Origin of the sequence: Streptomyces sp. DSM 40868, from assembly GCF_011820545.1 — a bacterium.
Taxonomy (GTDB): Bacteria; Actinomycetota; Actinomycetes; order Streptomycetales; family Streptomycetaceae; genus Streptomyces; species Streptomyces eurythermus.
In genome coordinates this window covers 167,261-190,841 of the sequence record NZ_CP050504.1, presented here as the reverse complement: position 1 = coordinate 190,841, position 23,581 = coordinate 167,261, and the positions used below count along the sequence as shown (strand labels likewise).

Annotated in this window: 18 protein-coding genes and 2 pseudogenes; 13 read left to right on the top strand and 7 right to left on the bottom strand. The window is 66.4% G+C overall.

The window, feature by feature from the left end:
- Positions 1-395 precede the first annotated feature (395 nt).
- The 3 genes from cas7c to cas5c form a co-directional block, all read right to left on the bottom strand.
- Positions 396-1,265, bottom strand: coding sequence for a type I-C CRISPR-associated protein Cas7/Csd2 (gene cas7c, locus HB370_RS00865; RefSeq protein WP_167512930.1), 870 nt, complete (start codon positions 1,263-1,265; stop codon positions 396-398).
- A 65-nt stretch (positions 1,266-1,330) separates the two neighbouring features.
- A complete protein-coding gene (gene cas8c / locus HB370_RS00860; RefSeq protein WP_167512929.1) occupies positions 1,331-3,157 on the bottom strand; it encodes a type I-C CRISPR-associated protein Cas8c/Csd1 in 1,827 nt (608 codons plus the stop codon).
- A 1-nt stretch (position 3,158) separates the two neighbouring features.
- A complete protein-coding gene (gene cas5c / locus HB370_RS00855) occupies positions 3,159-3,932 on the bottom strand; it encodes a type I-C CRISPR-associated protein Cas5c (protein WP_244405988.1) in 774 nt (257 codons plus the stop codon).
- A gap of 155 nt (positions 3,933-4,087) precedes the next feature.
- Between cas5c and HB370_RS00850 the strand changes: the two genes are divergently transcribed.
- The 4 genes and pseudogenes from HB370_RS00850 (at position 4,088) to cas2 (ending at position 10,423) form a co-directional block, all read left to right on the top strand.
- Positions 4,088-6,430: a CRISPR-associated endonuclease Cas3'' gene (locus tag HB370_RS00850; protein WP_167512928.1), complete on the top strand. Its 2,343-nt coding sequence runs from the start codon at positions 4,088-4,090 to the stop codon at positions 6,428-6,430.
- Between the two features lie 1,503 nt (positions 6,431-7,933).
- Complete coding sequence (locus tag HB370_RS00845; protein ID WP_037703471.1) at positions 7,934-9,118, top strand: IS701 family transposase; 1,185 nt, start codon at positions 7,934-7,936, stop codon at positions 9,116-9,118.
- A 208-nt stretch (positions 9,119-9,326) separates the two neighbouring features.
- A pseudogene (locus HB370_RS00840) lies at positions 9,327-10,150 on the top strand (IS5 family transposase).
- A gap of 3 nt (positions 10,151-10,153) precedes the next feature.
- Complete coding sequence (cas2, locus tag HB370_RS00835; protein WP_030795359.1) at positions 10,154-10,423, top strand: CRISPR-associated endonuclease Cas2; 270 nt, start codon at positions 10,154-10,156, stop codon at positions 10,421-10,423.
- Between the two features lie 899 nt (positions 10,424-11,322).
- Here cas2 and HB370_RS00830 read toward each other — a convergent pair.
- Both HB370_RS00830 and HB370_RS00825 read right to left on the bottom strand, forming a co-directional pair.
- Positions 11,323-11,571 carry a hypothetical protein gene (locus HB370_RS00830; RefSeq protein ID WP_030795355.1) on the bottom strand — a complete coding sequence of 83 codons (249 nt, stop codon included), beginning with the start codon at positions 11,569-11,571 and terminating at the stop codon, positions 11,323-11,325.
- Between the two features lie 53 nt (positions 11,572-11,624).
- Positions 11,625-12,380, bottom strand: a complete 756-nt coding sequence (locus HB370_RS00825) for a GntR family transcriptional regulator (RefSeq protein ID WP_030795353.1) — start codon at positions 12,378-12,380, stop codon at positions 11,625-11,627.
- A 79-nt stretch (positions 12,381-12,459) separates the two neighbouring features.
- On the opposite strand from HB370_RS00825, the pseudogene HB370_RS00820 reads away from it, so the two are divergent.
- The 4 genes and pseudogenes from HB370_RS00820 (at position 12,460) to HB370_RS00805 (ending at position 14,524) form a co-directional block, all read left to right on the top strand.
- Positions 12,460-12,737 (top strand): annotated as a pseudogene (locus HB370_RS00820) (hypothetical protein).
- A 523-nt stretch (positions 12,738-13,260) separates the two neighbouring features.
- Positions 13,261-13,485, top strand: a complete 225-nt coding sequence (locus HB370_RS00815) for a hypothetical protein (RefSeq protein WP_030795350.1) — start codon at positions 13,261-13,263, stop codon at positions 13,483-13,485.
- On the top strand, positions 13,482-14,225 hold the full coding sequence (locus tag HB370_RS00810) for a GntR family transcriptional regulator (RefSeq protein ID WP_106980836.1): 744 nt from the start codon (positions 13,482-13,484) through the stop codon (positions 14,223-14,225). The genes HB370_RS00815 and HB370_RS00810 overlap by 4 nt, the downstream gene beginning before the upstream one ends.
- A complete protein-coding gene (locus tag HB370_RS00805; protein ID WP_030795344.1) occupies positions 14,222-14,524 on the top strand; it encodes a hypothetical protein in 303 nt (100 codons plus the stop codon). Before HB370_RS00810 ends, HB370_RS00805 begins: the two co-directional genes overlap by 4 nt.
- A 1,341-nt stretch (positions 14,525-15,865) precedes the next feature.
- Here HB370_RS00805 and HB370_RS00795 read toward each other — a convergent pair.
- Both HB370_RS00795 and HB370_RS00790 read right to left on the bottom strand, forming a co-directional pair.
- Positions 15,866-16,600, bottom strand: a complete 735-nt coding sequence (locus tag HB370_RS00795; protein WP_030795342.1) for a hypothetical protein — start codon at positions 16,598-16,600, stop codon at positions 15,866-15,868.
- Between the two features lie 251 nt (positions 16,601-16,851).
- A complete protein-coding gene (locus tag HB370_RS00790) occupies positions 16,852-17,193 on the bottom strand; it encodes a hypothetical protein (protein WP_030795339.1) in 342 nt (113 codons plus the stop codon).
- Positions 17,194-17,753: 560 nt separating this feature from the next.
- On the opposite strand from HB370_RS00790, the gene HB370_RS00785 reads away from it, so the two are divergent.
- The 5 genes from HB370_RS00785 (at position 17,754) to HB370_RS00765 (ending at position 23,576) form a co-directional block, all read left to right on the top strand.
- On the top strand, positions 17,754-19,610 hold the full coding sequence (locus HB370_RS00785) for a pentapeptide repeat-containing protein (protein WP_244405315.1): 1,857 nt from the start codon (positions 17,754-17,756) through the stop codon (positions 19,608-19,610).
- 919 nt (positions 19,611-20,529) lie between these two features.
- Positions 20,530-21,153 carry a tyrosine-type recombinase/integrase gene (locus HB370_RS00780; RefSeq protein WP_030795333.1) on the top strand — a complete coding sequence of 208 codons (624 nt, stop codon included), beginning with the start codon at positions 20,530-20,532 and terminating at the stop codon, positions 21,151-21,153.
- Between the two features lie 164 nt (positions 21,154-21,317).
- Entirely contained in the window at positions 21,318-21,524 is a 207-nt protein-coding gene (locus HB370_RS00775) for a helix-turn-helix domain-containing protein (RefSeq protein ID WP_078637875.1), read from the top strand.
- A 63-nt stretch (positions 21,525-21,587) separates the two neighbouring features.
- A complete protein-coding gene (locus HB370_RS00770; RefSeq protein WP_167512927.1) occupies positions 21,588-22,676 on the top strand; it encodes a site-specific integrase in 1,089 nt (362 codons plus the stop codon).
- A gap of 444 nt (positions 22,677-23,120) precedes the next feature.
- Positions 23,121-23,576, top strand: coding sequence for a hypothetical protein (locus tag HB370_RS00765; RefSeq protein WP_157855692.1), 456 nt, complete (start codon positions 23,121-23,123; stop codon positions 23,574-23,576).
- Positions 23,577-23,581 lie beyond the last annotated feature (5 nt).

The following is a 23,581-nucleotide window of genomic DNA, read 5'->3' as shown; positions in this document are numbered from 1 at the left end:
TGCGATCCCCGGTCACCTCCGAGATCGACTGTCAGAGCACTCTCGCAGAAGTTCGTGAGTGCCTTTCGCCGGTTGTGACCCCCGGCCGCCTCGGCGGGCGACCGTCAAGATCTCGCCGTTAGCACCTTCCCCCGTAGCACGACGTTGCGATCCTCGGTCGCCCAGGGGCGACCGCCAACCTCGCTTGAGCTTTCCGTACCGTTGCCCTTCTACGACGTTGTGATCCTCGGCCGCCCGGAGCAACGACCGCCACAGCCCATTTCTGCATCGCGCCAACGCTCCTGTGCCTCATTGCCACCCTCGGTCACTCAATAGGGCGACCGCCAGCAATCTTCCGGGCGCGGCGTGCTAGGTGACCTCGATGTTGCGATCCTGGGCAGCTGCGGAGGGCGAGTTCAGTCGATGAGCCGGGTCAGGGTCACCCCTGTGGGGACCTTCTCTTCGTCGATGCTGATGCGGTCGGTGTAGTCGTCCCAGGAGCGTGCCTCGCTGTGGCCGAGCGGCTTGATGCGGATCAGGTCGAAGAGTTTGTGGGCGGGGGCTTGTCCGTAGGCGTCGTCGTGGGAGAAGACGTACAGGCCGCGGATGGCCATTTCGCCGCGGGAGGATGCGCGGTCGTGGTCGAACATCATGGTCAGGGCCTGCCAGTAGGCGGCGAGGTCCTTCGGAGTGACGTTGGCCTTGGCGCCGAGGGCTCCGGAGTAGAAGCCGTGGCCGCGGTAGAGGCCGTAGGGGACGTAGTGCTTGTTGCCCATCTCGGTGACCTTGCCCTTGGCCAGGTCTTCGGGTTTGTTCGGGGCGACGCGGGTGATGCCGGCCTCCAGTGGGGTGATGGGGTCGATGGAGCGGGAGAAGGTGAGCTGCATGGGCCCGCGGGCCTTGCCGGCGTGCTTCTTCTGGTCGCCCACGGACATGACGGCTCCGAACAGGCGCACGTCCCAGAAGTTGCGGATCATCCACTCCTGCGCGGTGGCGGTCTCGCCTTCCTTGGCGCCCCCTTCGGTGTAGGCGCGCTGGATCTGCGGGTTGAGGGCGACGCCCTGTTCGACGTACATCTCGAAGCCGGGCTGGCCCTGGTGGATGAGTGTGACGGTGTTGCGGATCTTGCGCTTGAGGGCGACGTCGGTGATGAGGCCCTGGCCGGTGATGGGGTCGGTTCGGGGCATGCCGCCGGCGTCGGGGTCACCGTTGGGGTTGCCGTCCTTGACGTCGATGAGGAAGACGTAGTCGTGCTTGCGGGTGGGGTCCAGGTGCGCGACGGTCATGGTTGTGCTGGGTGTCCTTCCGGGGCTGTGGTGTCGTGGTGAAGCTGGCGGCGGCGGGGCGTCCGTCACCAGAGGGTGTCGTCCGAAGCGTCGGCGTCCTCGACGACGGCTTCAGGAAGGGCGTCCGCTTGCTGCCCTGCGGCGAGTTCCTTGCCGGCTTCCCGTGCCTTGATGGCCTCTGCCGCAGCGCGTGCCGAGTGGGCTCGCTGGTGGTCGTAGCCGAGGACGAACAGGGCCTGCTGTTCGGTGCTCAGGTGGGCGGGGATGGTGTCGAGCAGGTCGAAGGTGTCCCGCAGCCGGTTGTCCATGGCCTTGGCCGCAGGTCCGCTGGTGCGGGCGATGGTGCGCAGGTGGGGGCGTGCTCCGATGCGGAGGCGGGTGAGGACGGCTTGGGGGGAGACGACCGCGGTGCTCAGGTACTTGTCGGTGATGGTGGTGTTGACTTTGGGCATGGCCTTGCGCTGGATCGCTTCGAGCATGGCCATGATCCGTCCGCATACGTAGCCGGGCTCGGTCGACTGGGGGTTCAGCTGGGGCACACAGAGCTCCTTGTGGCGAGTGGTCGTACGGATCAGGGCGAGGCGCAGCAGGGCGATGCGGGGCCGGTCGAGGTGGTGGTCGGCGCGGACGCGCTGCAGGAGGACCGGCAGGAGATGGGCCGGTGGTGCGGCACCGTGGAGTGCGGCTTTGGTGAGGTCGGCTTGCAGGTGCTTGGGGACGGTGGTGTCGACGTACTTGTTCTTGCGCTTGTCCCAGCGGGCGCAGGCGAGGGCGAGTCGCCAGACCGACCAGTAGGTGTAGGTGTTGTTCCAGCCGTCCCAGGTCTGCTGATCGGCGAACCAGGTCCCGAGTCTCCGTTTCAGTTCGGGGACGGGGATGGTGATCCAGTCGGCGACGATGACCCTGTTGGTGTTCACCCGCAGGGTGAGGGCGTAGAAGGCGTCCTCGTCGAGGACTACCAGCGCGTCTCGTCCCCGACGGGGGTGGCGGAGGCCGGCGATGAGCTGGGCCACTTCCTCGGGTTCGGGGTTGTTCAGGGCCCACATGGACGTGTCGGTGTCGGGGTTACGGGTCCACCAGACGATGGCGGAGTCGTCGGCGCAGGCGCGGTGTTCGGGGTCGGCGAGCAGCGTGTTCAGGGCGGTGGCGGACTTGGTGCCGCAGTCGACGCAGATGGGAGTGGCACCGAGCTGCTTGGTGCCGGCCCTGAAGTGGGCGGGCTGGTTGAGACAGACCAGCTGGGTGTTCATCCCGGAGTTGGGGATGCCCTTGATGGGAACCGGGAGCGTGGACAGCAACGGCGCGACATGCCCGCAGACGAGGCAGAGCCCCTGGTTCGCCTTGCCCGCCTTTCCGCTCTTCGCTTTCCTGACCTTGTCGGCCCACCAGCTTCTGGCTTCCGGCAGGTCGTGGAGCCACTCGCCGTCCACGCTGATGGCGACGAGGTGATCCTTGTCCATCTCCAGCGGCCACGCGGTCGGCGCCGGGCTGTTCAGCCACGCGGCCACTGCCTGCGCCTGGGGAAGGTGAGAGTGGTCGTTGCACCAGGAGGTGACCAGTGAGCGGTAGGCGGCGTGCCGGGTTCTCGCCTTGGTCACGTCGGCAGGGCTGATCGAGAGGACCTTCTCCCCGTCCGGCCCTTTCACCAGGCCGGGGTGAGCGAGCGCGAACTGTGCGGTGTCGGCGAACAGGATCGGTGCAGGCTTCTGCCCGGAGCGTCCGGTGTACGGGGCGGTGATCCTCCGCTGTTCCTGGCGGAGGTCGATCACCAGCGGTTCCGCGTTCCCTGTGCTGGAGAGGTCGATCTGCCACATGACCCGGCGCGCGAGGTAGTACTGGGGGACATCGCCTTGGCGGTTGTCGGTTTGCTGGACGAGGCTCTGCAGCAGCACGTCAGGCCACCCCTTCCGCGGAGGCGCGTCCCTCGGCGCCGGGCATGCCGTTGACCTCGGCAGGGGCCAGCGGGCGGTCGGGCACGTGAAGAACGCCGTGCTCCAGGCTGGCCCGGAACCAGTGGTAGCGCTCCTTGCCCTTCGGGAGGTACTCGATGTGGTGGAGCATCAGCCCGAGCTCGTCGATGGGCGGAATACCCGCCTGATCGGCGACCGTGACCGCGCCGGCCTCCTCCGCTGATCCGCGAGGCCCGAAGAAGGCTGCGAACTCGCGGCAGCCGAAGTGGGGCTGTTCGTAGCAGGCACCGCGTGCGAGCCGGCGATCGAACTGGTCGCGGTACTTCGGTAAGGGCGCGGTGCACCGGTCGGTGGCGCGGATCGTTGCGTGGATGCGGTAGGCGACGTCGCTCAAGGCGACGGTGACCCGCTGGCCGCGGTCTTCGGCGGTGTCGTAGCGGTAGCCGGTGTTGGCTCGCAGGCTCTCGTAGGCGTGCCTGGTGATGATCGAGTTGTTGACCTCGTTACGCCGGAAGCGGGTCCACCTCACCGGCTTGAGCTGCTCGATCCGCTCGACTCGGTAGGTCATCTCCGGTTTCCAGAAGATGGCCTCCAGCAGTCCCCTCGCCGCTGAGGGAGTCATGGTCGGATAGGAAACACGTTCGACTTTGAGTTCCGGACGGGTGAAGCAGGCCAGCGGCCCCCACGCCTCCACCTGGACGTGAAGTGGCCGGTCAGCCCTCTCCTCGCGCTGCTTTCGGGGACGCGACGCAACCATGCACTTGTTCCCTTCCCTGCCTGCTGACACGGCCCATTGTCAGTGCCTGCGGCTAGCTTCCATACGTCGCGCAACCCCGAGGTCTACGCCGTGGGATTCGAGGGGTATGCGGCGATCTGGTGGGATCTCAGCGTATAACTGATAGAAAGTCAAATATGCTTGCAGGCAGAGTAGTTGATGCGTTAGCTGGCTTGAATCCGGTCCCTGAGGACAGACTGGTGGCCCACTCGCCGGGCCACCAAGGGACCTGGCACTGGTACGAAGACCACGCCCGCGGCACGGGCGAGCTGGCCCGTCGGTTCGCAGAGCCATGGGGAGGCGGTGACCTCGCCTACCAGCTCGGACGCGACCACGACACGGGCAAAGGGGCCTGTGCGTGGCAGGAGGGGCTGATCGAGGAGGCCACCACCGGCCGCAAGACCAGACGGCCCCCGCACAACGACGCCGGAGCCCTCCTGTTCGCCCGGGCGGCCGAACGTTCCCCCGCTCTGCTGCCCTGCGCCGGTGTGATCGAGGGACACCACGCCGGTCTGTCCGCGTGGTCGGAAGTCCGGCTCCGGCTCAAGGCCCTGATGGTTGACTCCAGCGAGGTGGACGAAGCCATCTACAGGGTCGCCGCGGTCATGCCGGAAATCCTGGACGGCTCATGCCCGGCCGCTCCGGACTGGCTCGACCCCCGTGACACGATCGCTGTGGAGATGCTGGTCCGCATGACCTACTCGGCCGTGGTCGACGCCGACCGGCTCGACACTGCAGCCCACTTCCGGCCCGGCACGCACATCCGGCCGCACATCGGGATGGCGGAACTCTGGGAGCGGTACGAGGCCCGCCGCCAGGAGGCCATCACCGAACGCCAGCGCTCCAAGGGAGCCTCCTGGCTGGACAAACTCCGCGAAAACGTCTACCAGGAGGCACTCGAAGCCGCCACCGGCAAGCCGGGCGTCTACCGGCTGCACCTCCCGACCGGCGCCGGAAAGACGTTCACCGGCGGAGGCTTCGCCCTCCGCCACGCCTCCCTGCACGGACTGCGGCGCGTCATCGTCGCAGTCCCCTTCATCTCCATCACCGAACAGAACGCAGCGGAGTACCGAAACCTCCTGGACCCCGAGCAAGGACCATCGGTCGTACTGGAACACCACTCAGCCGTGAGCGTCGAAGCGCCGCAGCAGCGCACACCGCAGTCCGCCGGCACCTCGACGAACGTGAGCCACGGCCAGAAAGGCGGCCGACCCAACCGGTGGTCGAAACTGGCGACCGAGAACTGGGACGCCCCCTTCATCGTCACCACCACCGTCCGCCTGATCGAAACAATCTTCGGAAACACCCCCTGGGCCACCCGCCGGCTCCACCGGCTCGCCAACTCCGTGATCGTCCTCGATGAAGTCCAGGCCCTCCCCGACAGGCTCCTGACCCCGATCCTCTCCGGCCTGCGAGAACTCGTAGAGCACTACGGAGTCACCCTCGTACTGTCATCGGCGACCCAGCCGGAACTCGCCGCACTTAACCCCTGGCGCTCCGGCCTCCCCCAACGCGACGTCGTCGCCGACCCCACGCCGCTCTTCAAACAGCTGCGCCGCGTCAGGTACGAGTGGCGGACCGGCCCGGACGTGACCCTGGCAAGCATCGCCACCGAGGCGGCCGAGCACGACCAAGCCCTCGTCGTCGTCAACGGGACCAAGGACGCCAACCAGGTCCACCGCGTCTGGATCGGCACCAACCATGCCGAGGACCCAGGCGTCCTGCACCTGTCGACCCGCATGACCGGCGGCCACCGCCGAGAAACCATCCAGACGACGAAACAACGTCTGGAGGAGGCCCTGGACACTCTCCTCGTGTCGACCTCGCTCATCGAAGCAGGCGTCAACCTCGACTTCCCCCGCGGATACCGCGCCAGATCAACACCAGAGTCCGAACAGCAGGCCGCCGGACGAGTCAACCGCGAAGGCAAACGCCCCAAGCAAGACAGCGTCATGACCATCTTCGACCCCCGGGACGGACTCAACCCGGAACTGGTCTACAACACGTGCGCCATCGCAGCAGCATCCCGCCACTTCGGCGACGGGCTGGCCTATCCCGACGATCTGGACGCCCTCCGCTCGTACTACCAGCACCGCTACCGCCTCCAGGCAGGACAACACTCCAAGGACCCCAACGGAGCCACCGGCGAAGTCATCGAAGCGCTGCGCGCAAAACTGCACTACCCGGAGGTCGCGCGCAGAATGAGGATCATCGACAACGAGCACTCCGTAGCCGTGGTCGTCATCCGCCCCCACCTCAAAGAAGAAACCCGACAGGCCGCCCAGAACGCCGTCGACCAGCTCCGCCGTGGCCTGCCAACACCGGCGACCTACCACACCCTGCAGGAACACATGGCGTCCATCCCCCAGCGGGAACTGGAACTGGCAATCAACGCCGGCCACGCCATCGAAATCGCCGGTGATCTGCACCAGTGGGTCGGTTCCTACCATCCCCAACGAGGTATCGAACCTCTTACATGACCATCCAGACCACCAAGCAGCGACTCGTCGATGCGCTGGTCGAGACCATGGTGTGATGGTCAATGGCATAGGAATGAGAGCTTAAAACCCTTGAAGTCCCAACCAGGCGCGGTGGTCACCCCCAGAAGCGACCGAGGATCGCAGCGCGGACGGCACGATCTATCTTTGCGGCAGAACGCAGTTGGCGGTCGCCCTTCAGGGCGGCCGAGGATCGCAACACCGGAGGCGGCATGGTGAAGGCTGGCACCTGGCAGTCTGGCGGTCGCCCTCCGGGGCGGCCGGCCGAGTATCGCAACGACTTCTACGTCTCGGTGACCGCTGACCAGCTCACGTGGTGGTCGCCCTCCGGGGCGGCCGAGGATCGCAACACCCGCTCACCCACGCGCGCGGACACCGACGGCAGCGTCGCGGTCGCCTTCCGAGGCGGCCGAGGATCGCAACCACAGCGCCCAGCGCAGGCGCGGGTCACGGACCCTCGGGTGGCGGTCGCTCTCCGGAGGCGGCCGAGGATCGCAACACGTCGGCCTGGCGGACGGGGGCCAGGTCCTCGAACGTGGCGGTCGCCCTCCGGGGTGGCCGAGGACCGCAACATCAACTCCGCGCAGGCCCGGCACCCCGCGCTGCCCCGTGGCGGTCGCCGTCCGGGGCGGCCGAGGATCGTAACGCCCTCTACGTCGAGCTGAAGCCCCGCGGCTGGGTGTGACGGTCGTCCTCCGGGGTGGCCGAGGATCGCAACACCACCTACGAGGTCGCCGCAGACAACAACTTGCCCGGTGGCGGTCGCACTCCGGGGCGGCCGAGGATCGCAACGGCATCACCCCGACCACCGGCAGCCCCGGCGGCTTCGTGGCGGTCGCTCTCCGGGGCGGACGAGGATCGCAACTGCTTGGCGGCGCGTACGTTCACTCGGGCCTCGACCGTGGCGGTCGCCCTACGGGGCGGCCGAGGACCGCAACAGTTCGGCCGGTTCAGAGTGACCGGTTACGGGGGGCGGTCGCCCTCCGGGGTGGCCGAGGATCGCAACCGTGAGGGCGCGGCGTGGCTGTGCACCGGCTGCAAGGTGGCGGTCGCCCTCCGAGGCGACCGAGAATCGCAACAGCGCCTCGTACACCTTGCCCCGGCCGGCCACGATGGTGGCGGTCGCCCTCCGGGGCGGCCGAGGATCGCAACACGTTCGACACGGGCCAGGAGAAGGAAGACCGGCTCCGCGGCGGTCGTCCTCCGGGGCGGCCGAGGATCGCAACGTCACGGACATACGCCCTGACCGGGCCTGCATGGTCGTGGCGGTCGCCCTCCGGGGCGGCCGAGGATCGCAACATCTCGTCCATCGTGAGGATGGCCAGTCGCCAGGGCTTGTGGCGGTCGTCCTCCAGGGCGACTGAGGATCGCTACCTCCCCTGGACGGCCGCCTGATGGACCTGCTGCTCACCTACGACGTCGACACCACTAGTACTGCAACGGTGCTTGCCGTGACTGATGGCCAGCTCAGTCGTTGGTGTGGTTATGGGTGGGGACCTTGCTGATGTCAGGCTGTGGGCCGGTGAACTGGACGCTGTGCATGACCGGTTCGTGCACCGGTTCAACAGGGAAGAACCGCGTCAGTCGGCGCTCGCTTACATGCGAGGCTTGGTCGCACCGCTGGAGCGGAAGAACGGCTGGACGCTGGCGGAGGAAGCCGGGCACGAGGGTCCCGATCGCATCCACCGGTTGCTGAACCGGATCGAGTGGGATGCCGACGAGGTCCTGGACGACGTACGCGACTACGTCGTGGAACACCTCGGCGACCGAGACGCCGTGCTGATCATCGACGACACCGGCTTCCTGAAGAAGGGCCTGCGGTCGGCCGGGGTGCAAAGGCAATACTCCGGAACCGCCGGCCGGACCGAGAACTGCCAGATCGGTGTGTTCCTCGCCTACGCCACCGGCCGCGGCCGCACGCTGATCGACCGGCGGCTGTATCTGCCCACGTCGTGGACGGACGACCGGGAACGCTGCCGACGGGCCGGCATCGGCGACGAAGTCGCCTTCGAGACGAAGGTGGCCATGGCCAAGGCGATGGTCCACAAGGCCATCGCGGACCGGATCCCGTTCACCTGGGTGACGGCGGATGCCGCCTACGGCTTCAGCAAGGGCTGGCGCTTCGAGCTCGAGCAGGCCGATGTCTTCCATGTCATGGCCACCACCCGGCACGACACCGTCGTCACGCGCTGGGCACTCGACCATCCCGTCCACGACCTGTTCCCCGGCCTGCCGCGGCAGAAGTGGAAGCGTCGTTCCTGCGGCGAAGGGGCACACGGCCGGCGGATCTACGACTGGGCCCGCGTCGAGGTCAGGCCCTGGCACCGCGAGGACCGCCGGCACTGGGTGATCGCACGCCGCAGCGTCAGCCGACCCGAGGAGATCTCCTACTACATCGCCTACTGCCCCGCCGACACCACACTGGACGAGCTGATCCGCGTCGCGGGTAGCCGCTGGGCTGTTGAGGAATGCTTCCAGACCGCCAAGCAGGAATGCGGCCTGGACGACTACCAGGTCCGCCGCTACCCCGGCTGGCACCGCCACATGACCCTGGCCATGGCCGCCCATGCATGCCTGACCGTCCTGCGGGCCCGACAGCTGGACACGGAGAAAGCAGAAACGGATCCTCCCAGCTCATCCACCTCAGCCTCGCCGAAATCCGACGGCTGATCACCCGCCTCACCAGCCGCCGTCCCACCCCGGTCGGCCACGTCCTGCACTGGTCGACCTGGCGCCGACGACGCCAACACCAAGCCCGCACCAGCCACTACAAACGACGCGGACACAGCCCTTGACCTGGCCAGCACTCAGCACAAACACCGTTGCAGTACTAGGCCCTGTCGTCAAATGATCTTGGCTGGGGGATCATGGTCGTGTGATACGTCGTCATGAACTGTCCGATGCCGAGTGGGAGTTCCTTCGGCCGCTGCTGCCAGTCTCGTTGCGGGGCCGGAAGCGGTTGGACGACCGGACGGTCCTCAACGGGATCGTATGGAAGTTCCGTACCGGAGTGGCCTGGCGGGACGTGCCCGAGCGGTACGGACCGTGGGCCACGCTGCACACCCGTTTCCGCCGGTGGGCCAAGGACGGAACATTCGAGCGGATGCTGCGGGCAGCGCAGGCCAAGGCGGACGCGGCCGGGGACATCGACTGGCTGGTGTCGGTCGACTCCACGATCGTGCGGGCCCACCACCACGCCGCAGGAGCCCGAAAAGGGGGCCCCGGGCACTCGGACGGTCGCGAGGCGGCCTGACCAGCAAGATTCATCTGGCCTGCGATGCCTTCGGTCGCCCGCTCGCGCTTGTGGTCACCGGCGGCAACACCAACGACTGCACCCAGTTCACCACGGTGATGGAGGCGATCCGGGTGCCCCGCATCGGCCCTGGCCGGCCCCGGACCAGGCCGTCTCATGTCATCGGTGACAAGGGCTACAGCTCGAAGGCGATCCGCACCTGGCTGCGGCGGCGGGGCATCGCTCACACGATCCCCGAGCGGGCCGACCAGGTTCGCAACCGCCTCCGCCGTGGCAGCCGTGGTGGCCGGCCCCCGGCCTTCGACCAGCAGCTCTACAGGCGGCGCAACGTGGTGGAACGGTGCTTCAACCGGCTGAAGCAGTGGCGCGGCATCGCCACCCGTTACGACAAGACGGCCGAGTCCTACCAGGCAGCCGTTACCCTCGCATCCCTGCTGATGTGGGCGTGACATTTGACGACAACTCCTAGCCCAGCTGGCCAACGCCGCCTTCGCCGCGTCGCGAAACTCTGTGAAGGCCACGGCCTGCGGGTCCAGAAATCCGTTTTCGAAATCGTCGCCGATGAAAAGACACTCCTCACCCTCCTCCATGACCTCGACCAGATCATCGACTCCGACACTGACAGCATCCGGCTCTACCGGCTGCCCGTCGACGGCTTCGACCACGTCCAGACTCTCGGCATCGCACAGGTCCAGCCCCATCGTGGAGACCTTGTACTCTGACGGACCATGACGCCCGCTAGTCGACCGACGGGCGGATGCGTCTTCCTCCCGCCCGCCTGCTTCGGAACCGGAAGCACACACGCGACACGCGGATCGCACCGAAGCAAAATGTCCGCATTCAGCAGCTCTGTCGCCTGTCGCTCCACTACTCGGGAGCGAGCGGTAGGCTGATTTTGCTGCTCAGGCAGCGTGGCGGTCGCCCTCCGGGGCGGCCGAGGATCGCAACTCTGTGTCATGGTGGTGCAGCCCCGGAAACGGGGCGGTGGCGGTCGCTCTTCGGGGCGGTCGAGGATCGCAACTGCCTCCACAGCGGCTCGCACTTTTCGCCGTCCGGGGTGGCGGTCGCCCTCCGGGGTGGCCGAGGATCGCAACATCGGCGCGGCGGCGGCGAAACGGCTTGTGCCGCAGGTGGCGGTCGCCCTCCGGGGTGGCCGAGGATCGCAACGACTGGGACATGTACCACGACGTCGGCCTCGACAAGGTGGCGGTCGCCCTTCGGGGCGGCCGAGGAACTCAACGCACGTACGCTCGGAGGTGCTGCGGCCGGGTCCCGACTGGCGGTCGCCCTTCGGAGCGGCCGAGGATCGCAACGGATCGTCGGTCTGCATCCGCGAGCATCACTTCGGCTGGCGGTCGCCCCCCAGGGCGGCCGAGGATCGCAACCCCATCGCCGTCTTCTGGTAGACGACCGTCGTCGGCCTAGCGGTCGCCCTTCGGGGCGTTCGAGGATCGCAACATCGACATGAACAACTTGCGTACGCCGGTGCGTGTGATTGAGACGGAGCGGGCGCTTAGAAGGCGCTTGGTGGATCACGAGTCACTCCCTTGCTGACCTGCTTCTCTTTGCGTGCCGCGCGGGTCACCGACTGATCTTCGACACGCATTCGACACGGCTCGGCCTACTCGTACACGGTCGCCGCTTGCAGGGCTCGGGCGAAGAACATCCAGTCACCACCGGGCGGCAACTCCCGGCCGGTGTTGCCGTACCAGCCGTCCGCATCGTCGATCCAGGCGGCCAGGGCCTCCAAGAAGCTCGGAAGGTCCGCGTTCTCCCATGAGCTTCCTTCTTCGGCGTGGCTGCGGCGCAGGGAACGGACGAAGGCTGCCAGGTCTTCTCTGCTGCCGACGTGATCGGGAGAGGTGGTCATGCCTGCGGACCCTACTCGGCACGCCAATCTGAAGGCGCTCTGTGCGAGCGGAGCTAGCGGTTGATCGGAATCTCGTAGACGATCTCGCAGTGAGCGGCGGGCACCACGATGTCCGCCGTCTCGACCGGCTGTCCCTCGTCGCTGTAGTACGTCCGCCGGATGTGCGTGACGAGCGCGGCCTTCTGGATGCCGAGGAGTGACGCCTCCTCGGCGGTCGCCTGCCTCGGCTCGGGCTGTTCCACGGCGTGGCTGACGGTGATCCCGATCGCTGCCATGCGGTTGACGACACCCGCCCCGGCATGCGGGCCTCCCTCGGGGAGGACGATGATGGTGCCGGCGGTGAGGTCGTACGGCTCCCAGCTCGTGGACAGTTGCACCGGCCTGCCGTCGCCCAGGAACTCGTACGTCGTCCGGACGCACAGATCACCCTCGCTGATGCCGAGCCGCGCCGCGATGTCCGCGGGAGCCGGCACCTTGGCCTCGGTCCGGCTCTCCCAGTCTCCTTGCCTGCCCGCGGCCTTCATGTCCGCCCGGAACGGAGACCCGTCGGGCCGCTCACGCGCCGACGACCGGACCATGCGCATGCGCTGCCGGGGCTCGGCGACGTACGTGCCCGAACCGGCGCGGCCCTCCAGCACACCCTGGGAGATCAGCAACTCCTGCGCCCGGCGGACCACGTTTTCGCCGACCCCGTACTCCTGGCCGATCTGGGCGCGGGACGGCAGACGGTCCCCGGGCTCCCATACGTGCTCCGCGATCCGGCGCCGGAGTTCGTCGGCGATGCGGAGATAGGGCGGCTGCTCAGGCATATGGAAAATCTAGTCCACTAGCCCTAATCTAGTTAACTAGCTTCACTGAAAGTGATCGCCGGTTGACGGAGGCTGCCCTGTGCCCGCTTCGGGATCTCGCGCGGCGGCCATCGCCGCCCGGCTGTCCGCCATCGGGCTCGCCACGCGCGTGGAGGAGCACGACCGGTACACGTCGATCGAAGCGGAGGTACCGGAAGCGCTCTCCGCCGACTCATGGCGGAAGGCCCTGGAAGTCGTGGCCGAGGCAGATCGGTTCGGCCTCCTCGCCACCAGCCTGAACGGCCGCACCCTCTGGGCGGTCGTACACAAAGCGGTCCCCGCGCGGGCGATGTCGGGGGACCGAGCCATCAGCGATAGGAGCTGAGCAGCGTGCTCAACCGTATCCGCCGTGCCGTCTCGCTCGCCAGAGCGCGGTACGCCCCCAAGGGCAGGCACCGCCGCGCCTTAACGCCCGCCTTGCCGACGGTCGCCCCCACCTCCCCGGCGTCCGCCGATGCGTCGAGGCCGCCACTGGGCCGGTTCTCCGACAGCGCCGACCACCGACTCCCGCTCGCAGGGGAGGACAACGCACTCGTCCGCCCCTACGTGCTGGCCTGGGAGGAACGAGTACGGCCACGGGCGGTGTTCGTCGCTTCCCACCTGCCGGCTGAAGCCTGGGCGACCCTCGCGGGGGCCGGCTGATGTCTCCACGCCAGCAGACTCGCGTCACCGACGCCTCGACGGTCCCCTACCGTTCGACCGCCTGCCGTATGGGCACACACTCTCTCTGCACGGAGTCCTCTCCCGTCTGCGCGCCGGTTGACCTGCCGGTTGTCTATGAGAGGTGCGCGTGCCCGTGTCACTCGATCCCGGACCGCTCAGAGCCCAGAGAGGTAGAGCGGTGAGCGGCTGGGCACCGGGCGGCGCGCTGGTTTCCACGGTCGAGGTCACGGCGACCACCGTGCAGCGTGGCGACGTCATCCAACTGGGCAGCAGAGCGTGCCGGGTTATGGACCTCTTTGAACTGCCCCAAGGGGCCAAACGACTCCTCTTCGAGTCGGGCGAGCTGCTGACCATACACGCGCGAACCCGGCTCGCCGCCGTTCGCGTGCAGAGAAGACGGTGATCCCGTCCGTGCCTTCACGCCACCACGACATCGCCGACGATCTCCGGCGCCGGATCACAACCGGCGCAGTCAAACCGGGTGAACGCCTGCCGTCCGAGGCGGACCTCGCCGACCGATACAACGTCAGTACGACCACACTGCGAAGTGCGCTCGCAGTCCTCCAAGGCGAAGGTCTCGTTGAAAAGATCCACGGAAAAGGCAACTTCGTCCGCCGCTCACTCCGCAAGATCATGTACGTCGGGGGATGGGGAACGCTGGATCCCTGGACCGCCGCTGAAGCGGCAATGCGCGTCACTGTCCGCACCACCACCGTGCAGGCAGACGGCCACCTGACGACCTTGCTGAGGGTGCCGACGGGCAGCCCTGTCGCTGAGTTCTTCTGCATCAGCCACGAGGGGGACTCACCGCACGGTCTGGCCCGCATCTACATCCCGTGCGACTTGGCGCCGGTCGGGGTGCTGGGCGACGACTCCTCATGGCGGAACACGGCCACGCGATTCGCCGTCCTCGGCTCGGCACCGGCAACTGTCCGGGAGACGGTACGTGCTCGTCCACCGACACCGGACGAGGCATCCGTCCTCCGGATCGGCCCAACGGCGGCAGCCCTCGCGATCACCCGGCTCGCGACCGACTCCACTGGTCGAGTCGTCGAGGCCGCGCTCCTCGTGTTCCCAGGGGATCGCGTCGACGAGGTCTTCACCACCCACGACGTCACTGATGAGAAGGGAACCCACCTATGACGGCACTGAACGAACTGCGCCTCCTCCCGTGGTCGGGGCCCGGCGGGAAGCCCTGCTACTTGGACACCGACGACAAGGCCAGCTACATGTCCCGCCTGGCGGACAACATCGAAGCGGTACAACTGGGCACGGCGGCCGAGTTGCTGAAGCATGCCGCCGAGACCCTCGACGACCAGGACGCTGCCCTGGAGGACTTGCACCCGCTGGCGAGGGAACTGGCTGGGTCGCTGCGGGATGTTCTCCGCGTTGCAGTCAGCCGCGGTCACCTCCTGGAGGTGAGCGATCCTCATCGACCCTGAGGGGACGCTGCGCTTTCTCAGAGGCTCAGGCAGCTTTCTCTGCCACGGCGGCTGAGTGCGACCTGAGATGCCGGTCTCCTGACTACCGGTCCCCGCCGAACAACAAGCCCGACGAAGCCCACGGTTCTGAACACCCCATGCCGTGGGCTTCTGTCATAGCTGGGCGTCCTCGCGCGGCCTAGAGCTGATCACTAGCAACCGGTGCGTCGGCCGACGGGGGTCACAGTCGCACGGGCCGCATGGACCTCAGCCACCGACAGCCAGCCCCTACGGTGGGCGCGCTGACCGATCAGGCGCGCGTGTGTCTCGCTGCACCTCGACCGGCTTCAGCCGTGGTGCAATGCCGTCACCGGGAGCGACCGCGCCGGCCGGGCCGTGGGGACAAGTTGGAGTCGGCTGCCCCGAGCCCTCAGCTTGCGAAGCTGCCATCATTTGGGGCTGGTACGGACGCTGACCTCCACATATGGCCATAGAGCCGCCTCATCGGATCTGACCGCTTTCCCTGTGGGTCCCCGCTGCTCCCCGCTCCGTCTGGTGCGCTTGTGATGCGGGCGCTGGCCCATCGCCGGGAATCGTGGCGGTCGTCGGCGGAGCTTGCTGCCCCGGGATGCTTGTGAGCGGCGGGAGCAACGGGGGTTCAGCCGCCCTGCGCCGCCGGAATGCCTCGAACTGCGTGGGAAGGGCGTATACGTAGGTCAAGATCGCTTCCGTGAGCAGCAGAGCATCATACGCATCCTGTCTCTGTACCGGTACGCCGGTGTGGTGCGCTCCGTGGTTACCGAGACCCCGCAGCTCCTGAGCCCACTCGAGCAGACGACCATCAAGTTTCCCGTCGGCCGCGAGTTGCTTGAGCGCGTTCATCAGAGGCTTTGCGGTGGCTCCTTGGTCGAGGCAGAGACCTTCGAGGACCCGTCGGACCATGACAGCCGTAGCAGTGAAGGCCTTGCTCGTGAAGCAACGGCGGGCCTCTTCGCACTCGTCACGCAGCTTGCTAGGAACGCTGAAGCTGAGCTGATCGCCCGTGGGTGGGTAGACCCGTACGGGATCAGACCAGCGCCCTTCGAGGCCGTCACTTTGGGTAACGACCAGCGCCCTTCCGCACCCAGTGCACTGCGCGAGGGTGACGAGATCGCCGGGCCCCCACACGTCTGTGTCCGGCTCGAGTACGCGCCCAGCGGCACTGGCGATCACTGGCTTATCGCATTCAGGGCAGTGGACGACAACCGGAGCCGTTGGATGCGGCAGCTCAAGAGTCATATGTCGAAGCTAGCGGAGCTGCATCCCACCAACCGTGGGTTTGGCGTAACAGGCACTGCCGTTGATGGTGCCACTGTCGGCGGCTTAAAGCTGATTCGTTCCAAGCACGCTTCGGGCGGCCTCGATCAGTTTTCCTCGCACCTCGAAGTAGTGCTGCTCGCGCCATTGCTGTTCTCGCCCCGCCCTGTCCGGGTCGCTTCGGTCACGTAGCAGCCCACTGACGTGATCAGTTGTGAAACCGGGGAGAGCTTCGAGCGTTGCGCGCAGTTCCTCGTGCTCAGCCCTGAGCTGGGCGACGGTACGTGATTCACGAGGACCTTCGCCGCGCACACGTTGCAGCACGGTCCTGGCTTGCGCCGCCTCCGGCCGGCCTGACTGTGCCATCTCCGTCAGAGCCCGCCACCCCCATCCGTGGGGCGCCCAAATACTTGCCGTGCTCCAGATGTTTCTCACGGCGTTGTGCATCTCGGCCAGGTGTGTGTCCATGATGGTTGGTGCGGCCAGTTCTGCCTCAGCCTGGGCCAGCACGAACACCTTGTAGGCGCCGTCGTTCTCACCCAGGGACCCAGAATCGTAGGACTGCGCGACTGCGTCCACGCAGAGGTCGGCGGCCCGCAGGTAGGTCGTCAAGACAGCCCAGCGGCGTTCCCCGAGTACTTGACCGCGGGTAGCCTGGGCAGCTGTTGATGCCGCGTCGCGCGCGGCCTGGGCTTGGGCGTGGCCGCTGCTGGACTGAATCCGGGCTCCCACGATCGTGCCGCCGATCGTCCCGAGCACGCCTGCGGCACCAATCAGCGCGACCGTGATCTCCGTGTTCATGTACGGATGTTGACCGGTCGGCGTAGTCGCGGTCGAGTGGAAACTACTACGCGGGGCAGGGCCTGCCCCGCGGCGTGGCGGGATTTGAACCCATGACCTCTTCGTCCCGAAGCAACTTGGGTGAGGCCTCTGCCTGGGACTGGTGCAGCTCTCACCTGCGCTGATGGTCCGCAGACGTCCGCGCTTGTTCGCCGTTGTGCGTGGGCGTTGTCACGCAGTTAGACACGCACATAGCGGACGTGGCACCAGCTTCAGTCGCCCGCGAACCACAAGTAACTTCCTGGGGTGGCCGCGCACTCTGCCAGCAACGTTGCGAGGTCGTCCAGCGCGGCGAGCTGACGTTCATCGCCGCACCTTTGCCTTAGGCTGTGGATCTCTTGGAGGGCGGCTACGGCCTCTTGCTCGTTCATCAACGTGTCCCCGTACGGATCGACGGCAGTGAGCCGCCCCGGTACTCCAAAGAGATGGAGCGAGCCGAGTGCATCGGCCAGCGCGTCGCCGTGCCCGTAGGAACTCCGCAGGAGTGTCACGCGGGACTTGCGCCAGTTGCTGTTAGCCGGCCGTGAAGAGTGCAGCTCCAGATCGATTCCCATGCCTCATGATGCACACGCTGCGCCGTTGGACATCCGCCCGTGACCTGCGGCGACATGTCGTCAAGGCTCCCCGCTCGCAGGTGTCTTCTTGCCCTGGGTCTTGCCGGGGATCTTGGCGAGCTGGGTATTCGCTGCTCAGAGGTAGTGCGCTCGTACGCCTACTGGTCGTAATTGGTCGTCCTTGGCCACTGTCGAGCGACCTCGGACGGCCCAGAGACGGCCCAGCTTCGCCGCGCTCGCCTGACGGCCGGCACCTTCGACGCGCCCAGCCCGAACCTCAGCCGACGACAGCCCGCCACGACGGCGAGTGCGCCGACCGACCACGCCCGCGTGTGCCTCGTTGCACACCCGCCGGCCTCAGCCACGCTGCCTGTTTCGATGGCCAGCGCCTGACGGCGGTGACCGGCCGAGCCCTCAGATTGGGAAGCTGCGATCACTTGCGGGCGGTCCGGACGCTGACCTGCGTTGACGGTTAGCCTGCGCCCCCGCCGGTGTCGCTGGCTTTCACCGTGATTTCCCGCTGTTCCCCGCTCGATCTGGTGCACTTGTGGTGCAGCGCCATGGTGGATACCTACATGCCAGCGCTGCACCCCGAGGTGGGGAACCACCGGACAGTGCTCAATCGTCCTCGCAGCATGATGTCTGTGACTTCTGGACAGTCGTCCACCACACCACCGGGATGGCCGCACTGCGGCCGCGGCAGCACAGCGGAGGATCCGGTTGGCTGCCGCGGCATCAATGTGCCTGGTCGTAATGCCTGTCTGCCCCATCTGAATGAGGTCGAGCGTGCCGCCTACCTGAGCACCCTTGTGCCCGGCGCTGATATTGATCACCGTGGCACCTCCTTCACCGAGGAGCTGCTAAGTCAGTTATTCGACGCTCTGCGCGACCACGCCACTGGTCAGCCACGGATTGGGGCTGCTCGTTTTACCGAAGCGACCTTTGACGGCACCGTTCGACTCGACAAAGTAACCTTCGAAGGAACAGCACGGTTCAGAAGTGCGTCCTTCAATGGCGCAACGTGGGTTAGGGGGGTGGCCTTCAATGGTGACACTCAGTTCGACAAGGCGAACTTCAATGGCAATGCTTGGTTCGACAAAACACTTTTCAATGGCACCGCCCAGTTCAGAGGGGTGATCTTCGGAGGTACCGCTGGGTTCAACGAGGTGACTTTCAACGGCACCGCACGGTTCAGGGAGGTGGTCTTCAGTAGTGCCACTCATTTCAGTGGCGCAGTCTTCAAATGTAACGCTCAATTCCACAGGGCTAGGTTCGAGGCAGCCCGGCAGGTGGGACCACTGGCAAGCGGTGGCGTGGTGTGGCTGGATGATGCTGTATTCAATGCGCCGGTGACGCTGGAGGTTTCAGCGAAGGAATTGTCGTGCCGACGGGTACGATGGGCCTCCACGGCGGCGTTGCGGCTCCGCTATGCCAGCGTAGACCTAACCGGGGCTGTGATGGAGTACCCGGTTACTCTGGCGGCAGAGCTAGCCCCCATGGTCAGCCATGGGGGACCTACATTGGAGGAAGTGCTGGCTGATTCAAATACGAGCGTGAAGATCACATCTCTTGCTGGAGTGGACACCGCGCATTTAGCACTGACAGACGTAAACCTTTCCGAGTGCCGTTTCACCGGCGTGGTGCACCTAGATCAGCTCCATATGGGAGGCCGCACGACCTTCGCTCACCCTCCGATCGGATGGCACCGTCGCGGACTGATGCCGTTGCGGTGGTCGCGACGCCGTACTTTGGCCGAGGAACATTATTGGCGCGCGGCCTCAAGAGATCTCTCCCCGAATCAGGAGCCTTCCGCCCGCGGGTGGCGGCCTGGGCCGCAACACCCGAATTCGGTGCACATCTCAGGTCCGGAGACCCTCGCCGCGCTCTACCGACAGTTGCGCAAGGCTTTGGAAGACGGCAAGAACGAGCCCGGAGCGGCGGACTTCTACTATGGCGAGTGCGAGATGCGCCGTCACGACAGAGAAAGTACTTCGAAGACTGAGCGCGTCTTGCTTCATATGTACTGGGCCTTGTCCGGCTATGGTCTGCGTGCCTCCCGCGCCCTGGCCTGGCTGGCTGTAGCTATTACCACCACTATGGCAGTCATGGTACTGTGGGGCATTCCAGTCGATTCACCTAAACAGACCACCACCGGCCGCCAAGCGCAGGCCGGGCAAAATGTCACCCTGGTCACCGATATCCCCGACCCGACCAACCCAACCAGCCCCCTTATCAACCGGGTAACAAGCGAACGGTTCGAGAAGTCGCTACGCGTGGTGATCAACTCGGTGATTTTTCGTTCATCCGGCCAGGATTTGACCACGGCCGGCACTTACACCGAGATGGCCTCTCGGATGATCGAACCTTCCCTGCTCGGTTTGGCGGTCCTAGCCGTCCGTAGCCGCGTCAAACGCTGACCGCCGAGACTCCACAATCAGGATTAACGGACGGCATAGGCAGATGGTAGGAAAAAGCGGGGGGCATCACTTGGGGGATCGAGGATCGCTTACTGGAACCGTCTTGCTGCTGTTCGTGCAGTCCACGTCGGATTGCTGATCATTACGGGACAGCCCGTAGTGGTCGTCACTGGCCGCTGTCGAGCGGCCAGGACGGCCCAGAGAAGGTCCAGACTTTCGCTTATCGCGCCGCCTTAGTGACGGTTACATCGGCCGCTGCCCGCGGGTGATCTTCCGGAGGCGGAGGTGCCGGGCGCCGGCTGATCTCCCACCGGTCGAGAACTTCGACACGTATTCGACACGGCCACCCGCGAGAACCCGGTGACAGCCGGACGGCCCCGGAGTCAGCCCTTGATCACCAAGAGGGCGTCCGGGGCTTCGTCGTGCCCGCTGAAAGCCGCTCTGACCAGCGAAAAGCCCTCCCGAGAGGGAGGGTGGAGCCTGGCGCCCCCGGCAGGACTCGAACCTGCGGCCAAGCGCTTAGAAGGCGCCTGCTCTGTTCTGGCGTACACCAGCGATTCCGAGAGTTGCGGGTCCTATCCGTGTGCTGCGCCCTGCCGCTGCCCTGCTGGCGGGGATGGTGGCAGACGCATCCTCTGGCCGACTCATCATGGCTGAGAATGTTGATTCGCCGACGGCAGACACATTTGACCCCGGTAGGGACTGGAATACAGCGGCGAAGCAAGTAAATCTAGAGCGGTCCTAGGAAAGCCCGGCGACCTATCTCATGTCCTAGGTGTATCAGCGGGTGCGCCGAGCGCCGGACTGGGCGCAACATAGCCGACGATCGCCGGTTGGCCAAACCGGCGTTTCTTGGGACCATTGAAGAACCAGGGGACGTCAGTGCGTCCCGATCTCTCGTGTAAGGAGTCATGCAGTTTTGTCACAGCTCGCAATAGACGAATCGACCTTGCTTTCCGAGTGGCGCATCGGTGCCCTGCTGCGGTGGGTGCAGGAGAATCCCGGGCTACCGGGGGTGGTTTTTCCCTTCCTCGCTTCCATGGCGGGTGCGGCCCTGCTGCCTGGTGAGGCCACTCGGCTCCGGGTGAACGATGTGACGCTCCCGGAGGAGGGGTTCGGTGAGGTGCGGGTCCGCGCCGGTGAGGGCCGCAGTGTTCCTCTCACCCCGGACCTCGTGGGTGTGCTGCGGGGGTGGATCGACCAGGCTGGCTTGAAGCCGGGCGAGCTGCTGTTTCCCGGCGAGCGCGGTGGGCCGCTTCCGTCTTCGGTGTACCGGAAGGCGTGGAAGCAGGCGTGCGAGGCGGTGCTGAGCCGCGAGGAGAATGAAGCGGGAGTGGGGGAGAAGGTTGCCAGTCTCCGCGAGTCCTGCCTGGATCTGTGGCTCAAGACGGGTGTCCCCGTCTGGGGTGTCGCCGAATGGGCTGGCCTGAGCGCTAGCTGGTTCGCACAGCGCTACCCGCATCGCTTCCGGGTAGAGGACGTCGAACTCGACTGGGAGCACCTGAATCAGGTCATGGCTCTGCCGGACTCGCTTAAGCAATGATTCCCGCGCCGGTCCCTGGCCGGCGCGCGAAGGCGGGGCCCACGTTCCACGCTTCTGGAGCGGCGGTTGCTCTGGTGGCTGTGGCCTTGTCCTTCTCGTTGCGCGGCTGGGGCCGGTGCTCCGGCTGCTCCTCTTCCCCCTCCAGCTCCCGTGAGGACTCATCGATGTCTGCCCGTTTGCTGTCCGTTCCTGCCGTAGCCGCCGTTCTGGACGTCGACCGGCGTACCGTCTACCGCTTCATTGCCGCCGGGGAACTGCCGGTTGTCGACCTGCGTACCGGAACGGGTCGCTCCCGTGTCCGTGTGCCTGTCGGCGGGCTGGAGGAGTTCATCGCCAGCAGGTCGGTCGTTTCCCCGCGCAACCGTCGCTGACCTCGTGCTGTCAGCCTGTCCCCCATCCCCGAACAAAGGAGTAGTACCGCGTACCTGCGCAAGTTGACGTCAGGCAAGTGGCAGGCGACGGTACGCAACCGGAGCGGAGACCGGTTCAGCGAGAGCTTCCCGCTCAAAGCCCAGGCCCGTGCCTGGGGTATCGAGATGGAGACCCAGTTCGCCCGCGGCACCATGCGTGATCCGCGGGCCGGTGAGATGGCCTTCCGTGAGTGGCACGACCGGTGGTGGAACGCCCGTGTGGTCGAGCCCCACACCCTGCGGGGAGACGCCTCCAGCATCAAGAACCACGTTCTGCCCTACTGGGCGGAGTGGGAGATGCGGGCCATCACCCGCATGGACGTCCAGAGCTGGATCCGGTCCCTGATCGAGAAGGGCACGGGCCCCGCGGCCATCAAGCGGGCCTACAACCTGACGTCCTCGATCATGCGGGCGGCCGTCGACGACGACGTCATCGCGGTGAGTCCGTGCCGCAGCATCGACCTGCCCCCGATTGCCGTGAAGCCGCCGCAGTGGTTCACGCTCGACCAGGCGCAGAGCATTCTGGACGAACTCCCCACCGCGTGGAAGACGATGTGCCTGCTCGGCTTCTACACCGGGCTGCGCTGGGGGGAACTCTCCGGGCTGCACTGCCACCGCATCGACCGGCGCCGTTCGCGCCTGTTCGTGGTGGAGGTCAACACCAAGAGCGGCATCAAGGAGTACCCCAAGAGCTCCAAGAGCCGACGCGAGGTCCCGCTCCCGCCCCACGTCCTGGAGGCGCTCGAACGCCACATCCACCGGCTCGACCGTGACGCGTTGGTCTTCACCACCATCACCAAGGGCCGGGCCGGTCGCCGCCTGGACGACGGCAACTGGCGCCGGCAGACCTGGTGGCCGGCCGTCGACGCCGCCTGCTACTTCGACAGCGACGGCGAACAGCAGCCCGTCCCGCACTATCCGCCGCACTCCATGCGCCACACCTGCGCCTCGTGGCTGGTGCAGAAGGGAGTATCGCTCTACGAGGTCCAGCACCTCCTCGGTCACGAGAGCTTCCAGACCACCCAGCGCTACGCCCACCTCCAGCCCGACGCTCACAAGGCCGTCCTCGGCGCGTGGCAGCGCCTGGACTCCCCGCTCGTCATCGCCGCGTGAACACGCCTCCGCCCTGTCCCCTCAAGGACAGGGCGGAGGCGTCCGCGCACTCAGGGATGCTCCGTTAGCGCTTCGTCGGGCGACGTCCAGCGGCCATCACTGTCGTACGGCCAGGGGTGGACGTGAGGATCCGCCCGGAGAAGGCAACGAGAGTCCGAATTTAGCCATCCTACCGATTGCCTTATATAGACCTCGGCTTCGCACAGCATGCACCGAGCTGGCCGGATATGTGTCGAACTCCTGATCGGCGGCACCGCTCACGAGCATGGTAGGCAATTCGATTCACCGCTGAGTGACTCGTTCTGGACAGTGCGTGCGATGTGCTGCGGTGTGCCCGGCCCTATCCGTTTCCGTCATGCTTACCCATCTCGCTGCTCGGTGTGCAGGGGTGATCGCAGACTGTTCTCCGGCTGTGGAGCGACGATGTATGAGACGAGGGGGAACGTGGCTTCCGAACTGGACGTTATGGCCGTGGCCGTGCCAGCGGCGAGTGCCGTGGCGGCGGAGATGGCCAGGGGCGGTTGGTTGTCGTTGCGCGAAGCCCTTCGCCGGTTCTTCAGGCGGGACGGGGAGTCGTCTGTGGAGCGGCAACTGGAGCTACTGGATGAGGCACAGCAGACTCTCGTTGAGGCGGCAGAGGAAGACCGCGGCGGTCTGCGCAGCCGACTGGAGCAGCGGCTCGTCCTGCAGCTCGCCGCCTATCTGGACCGCTATCCCGACATGGGCGAGGAACTGGCGGCGCTCCTGCCCGCCACGCAGGACGACGCGCCGTCGGAGGGCGCTCCGGCGTTAACCGCGCAGAACAACACCAACAGCCAGATCGTGCAAGCGTCGGGCAATCTGGACGCGGGCAGCGGAGGCATCAACTACGGGGTGCCGCCACGCAACCCGAGGGCGTGAGCGGG

Bases quoted from the DNA above. Each gene is read 5' to 3' on its own strand.
- HB370_RS00775 (WP_078637875.1), top strand. From the start codon at position 21,318: ATGTCTGCCCGTTTGCTGTCCGTTCCTGCCGTAGCCGCCGTTCTGGAC.
- cas7c (WP_167512930.1), bottom strand. From the start codon at position 1,265: ATGACCGTCGCGCACCTGGACCCCACCCGCAAGCACGACTACGTCTTC.
- HB370_RS00850 (WP_167512928.1), top strand. From the start codon at position 4,088: ATGCTTGCAGGCAGAGTAGTTGATGCGTTAGCTGGCTTGAATCCGGTC.
- HB370_RS00790 (WP_030795339.1), bottom strand. From the start codon at position 17,193: ATGGGAATCGATCTGGAGCTGCACTCTTCACGGCCGGCTAACAGCAAC.
- cas5c (WP_244405988.1), bottom strand. From the start codon at position 3,932: ATGGTTGCGTCGCGTCCCCGAAAGCAGCGCGAGGAGAGGGCTGACCGG.
- HB370_RS00845 (WP_037703471.1), top strand. From the start codon at position 7,934: ATGGGTGGGGACCTTGCTGATGTCAGGCTGTGGGCCGGTGAACTGGAC.
- HB370_RS00785 (WP_244405315.1), top strand. From the start codon at position 17,754: ATGGTGGATACCTACATGCCAGCGCTGCACCCCGAGGTGGGGAACCAC.
- HB370_RS00830 (WP_030795355.1), bottom strand. From the start codon at position 11,571: ATGACCACCTCTCCCGATCACGTCGGCAGCAGAGAAGACCTGGCAGCC.
- HB370_RS00795 (WP_030795342.1), bottom strand. From the start codon at position 16,600: ATGAACACGGAGATCACGGTCGCGCTGATTGGTGCCGCAGGCGTGCTC.
- HB370_RS00805 (WP_030795344.1), top strand. From the start codon at position 14,222: ATGACGGCACTGAACGAACTGCGCCTCCTCCCGTGGTCGGGGCCCGGC.
- HB370_RS00825 (WP_030795353.1), bottom strand. From the start codon at position 12,380: ATGCCTGAGCAGCCGCCCTATCTCCGCATCGCCGACGAACTCCGGCGC.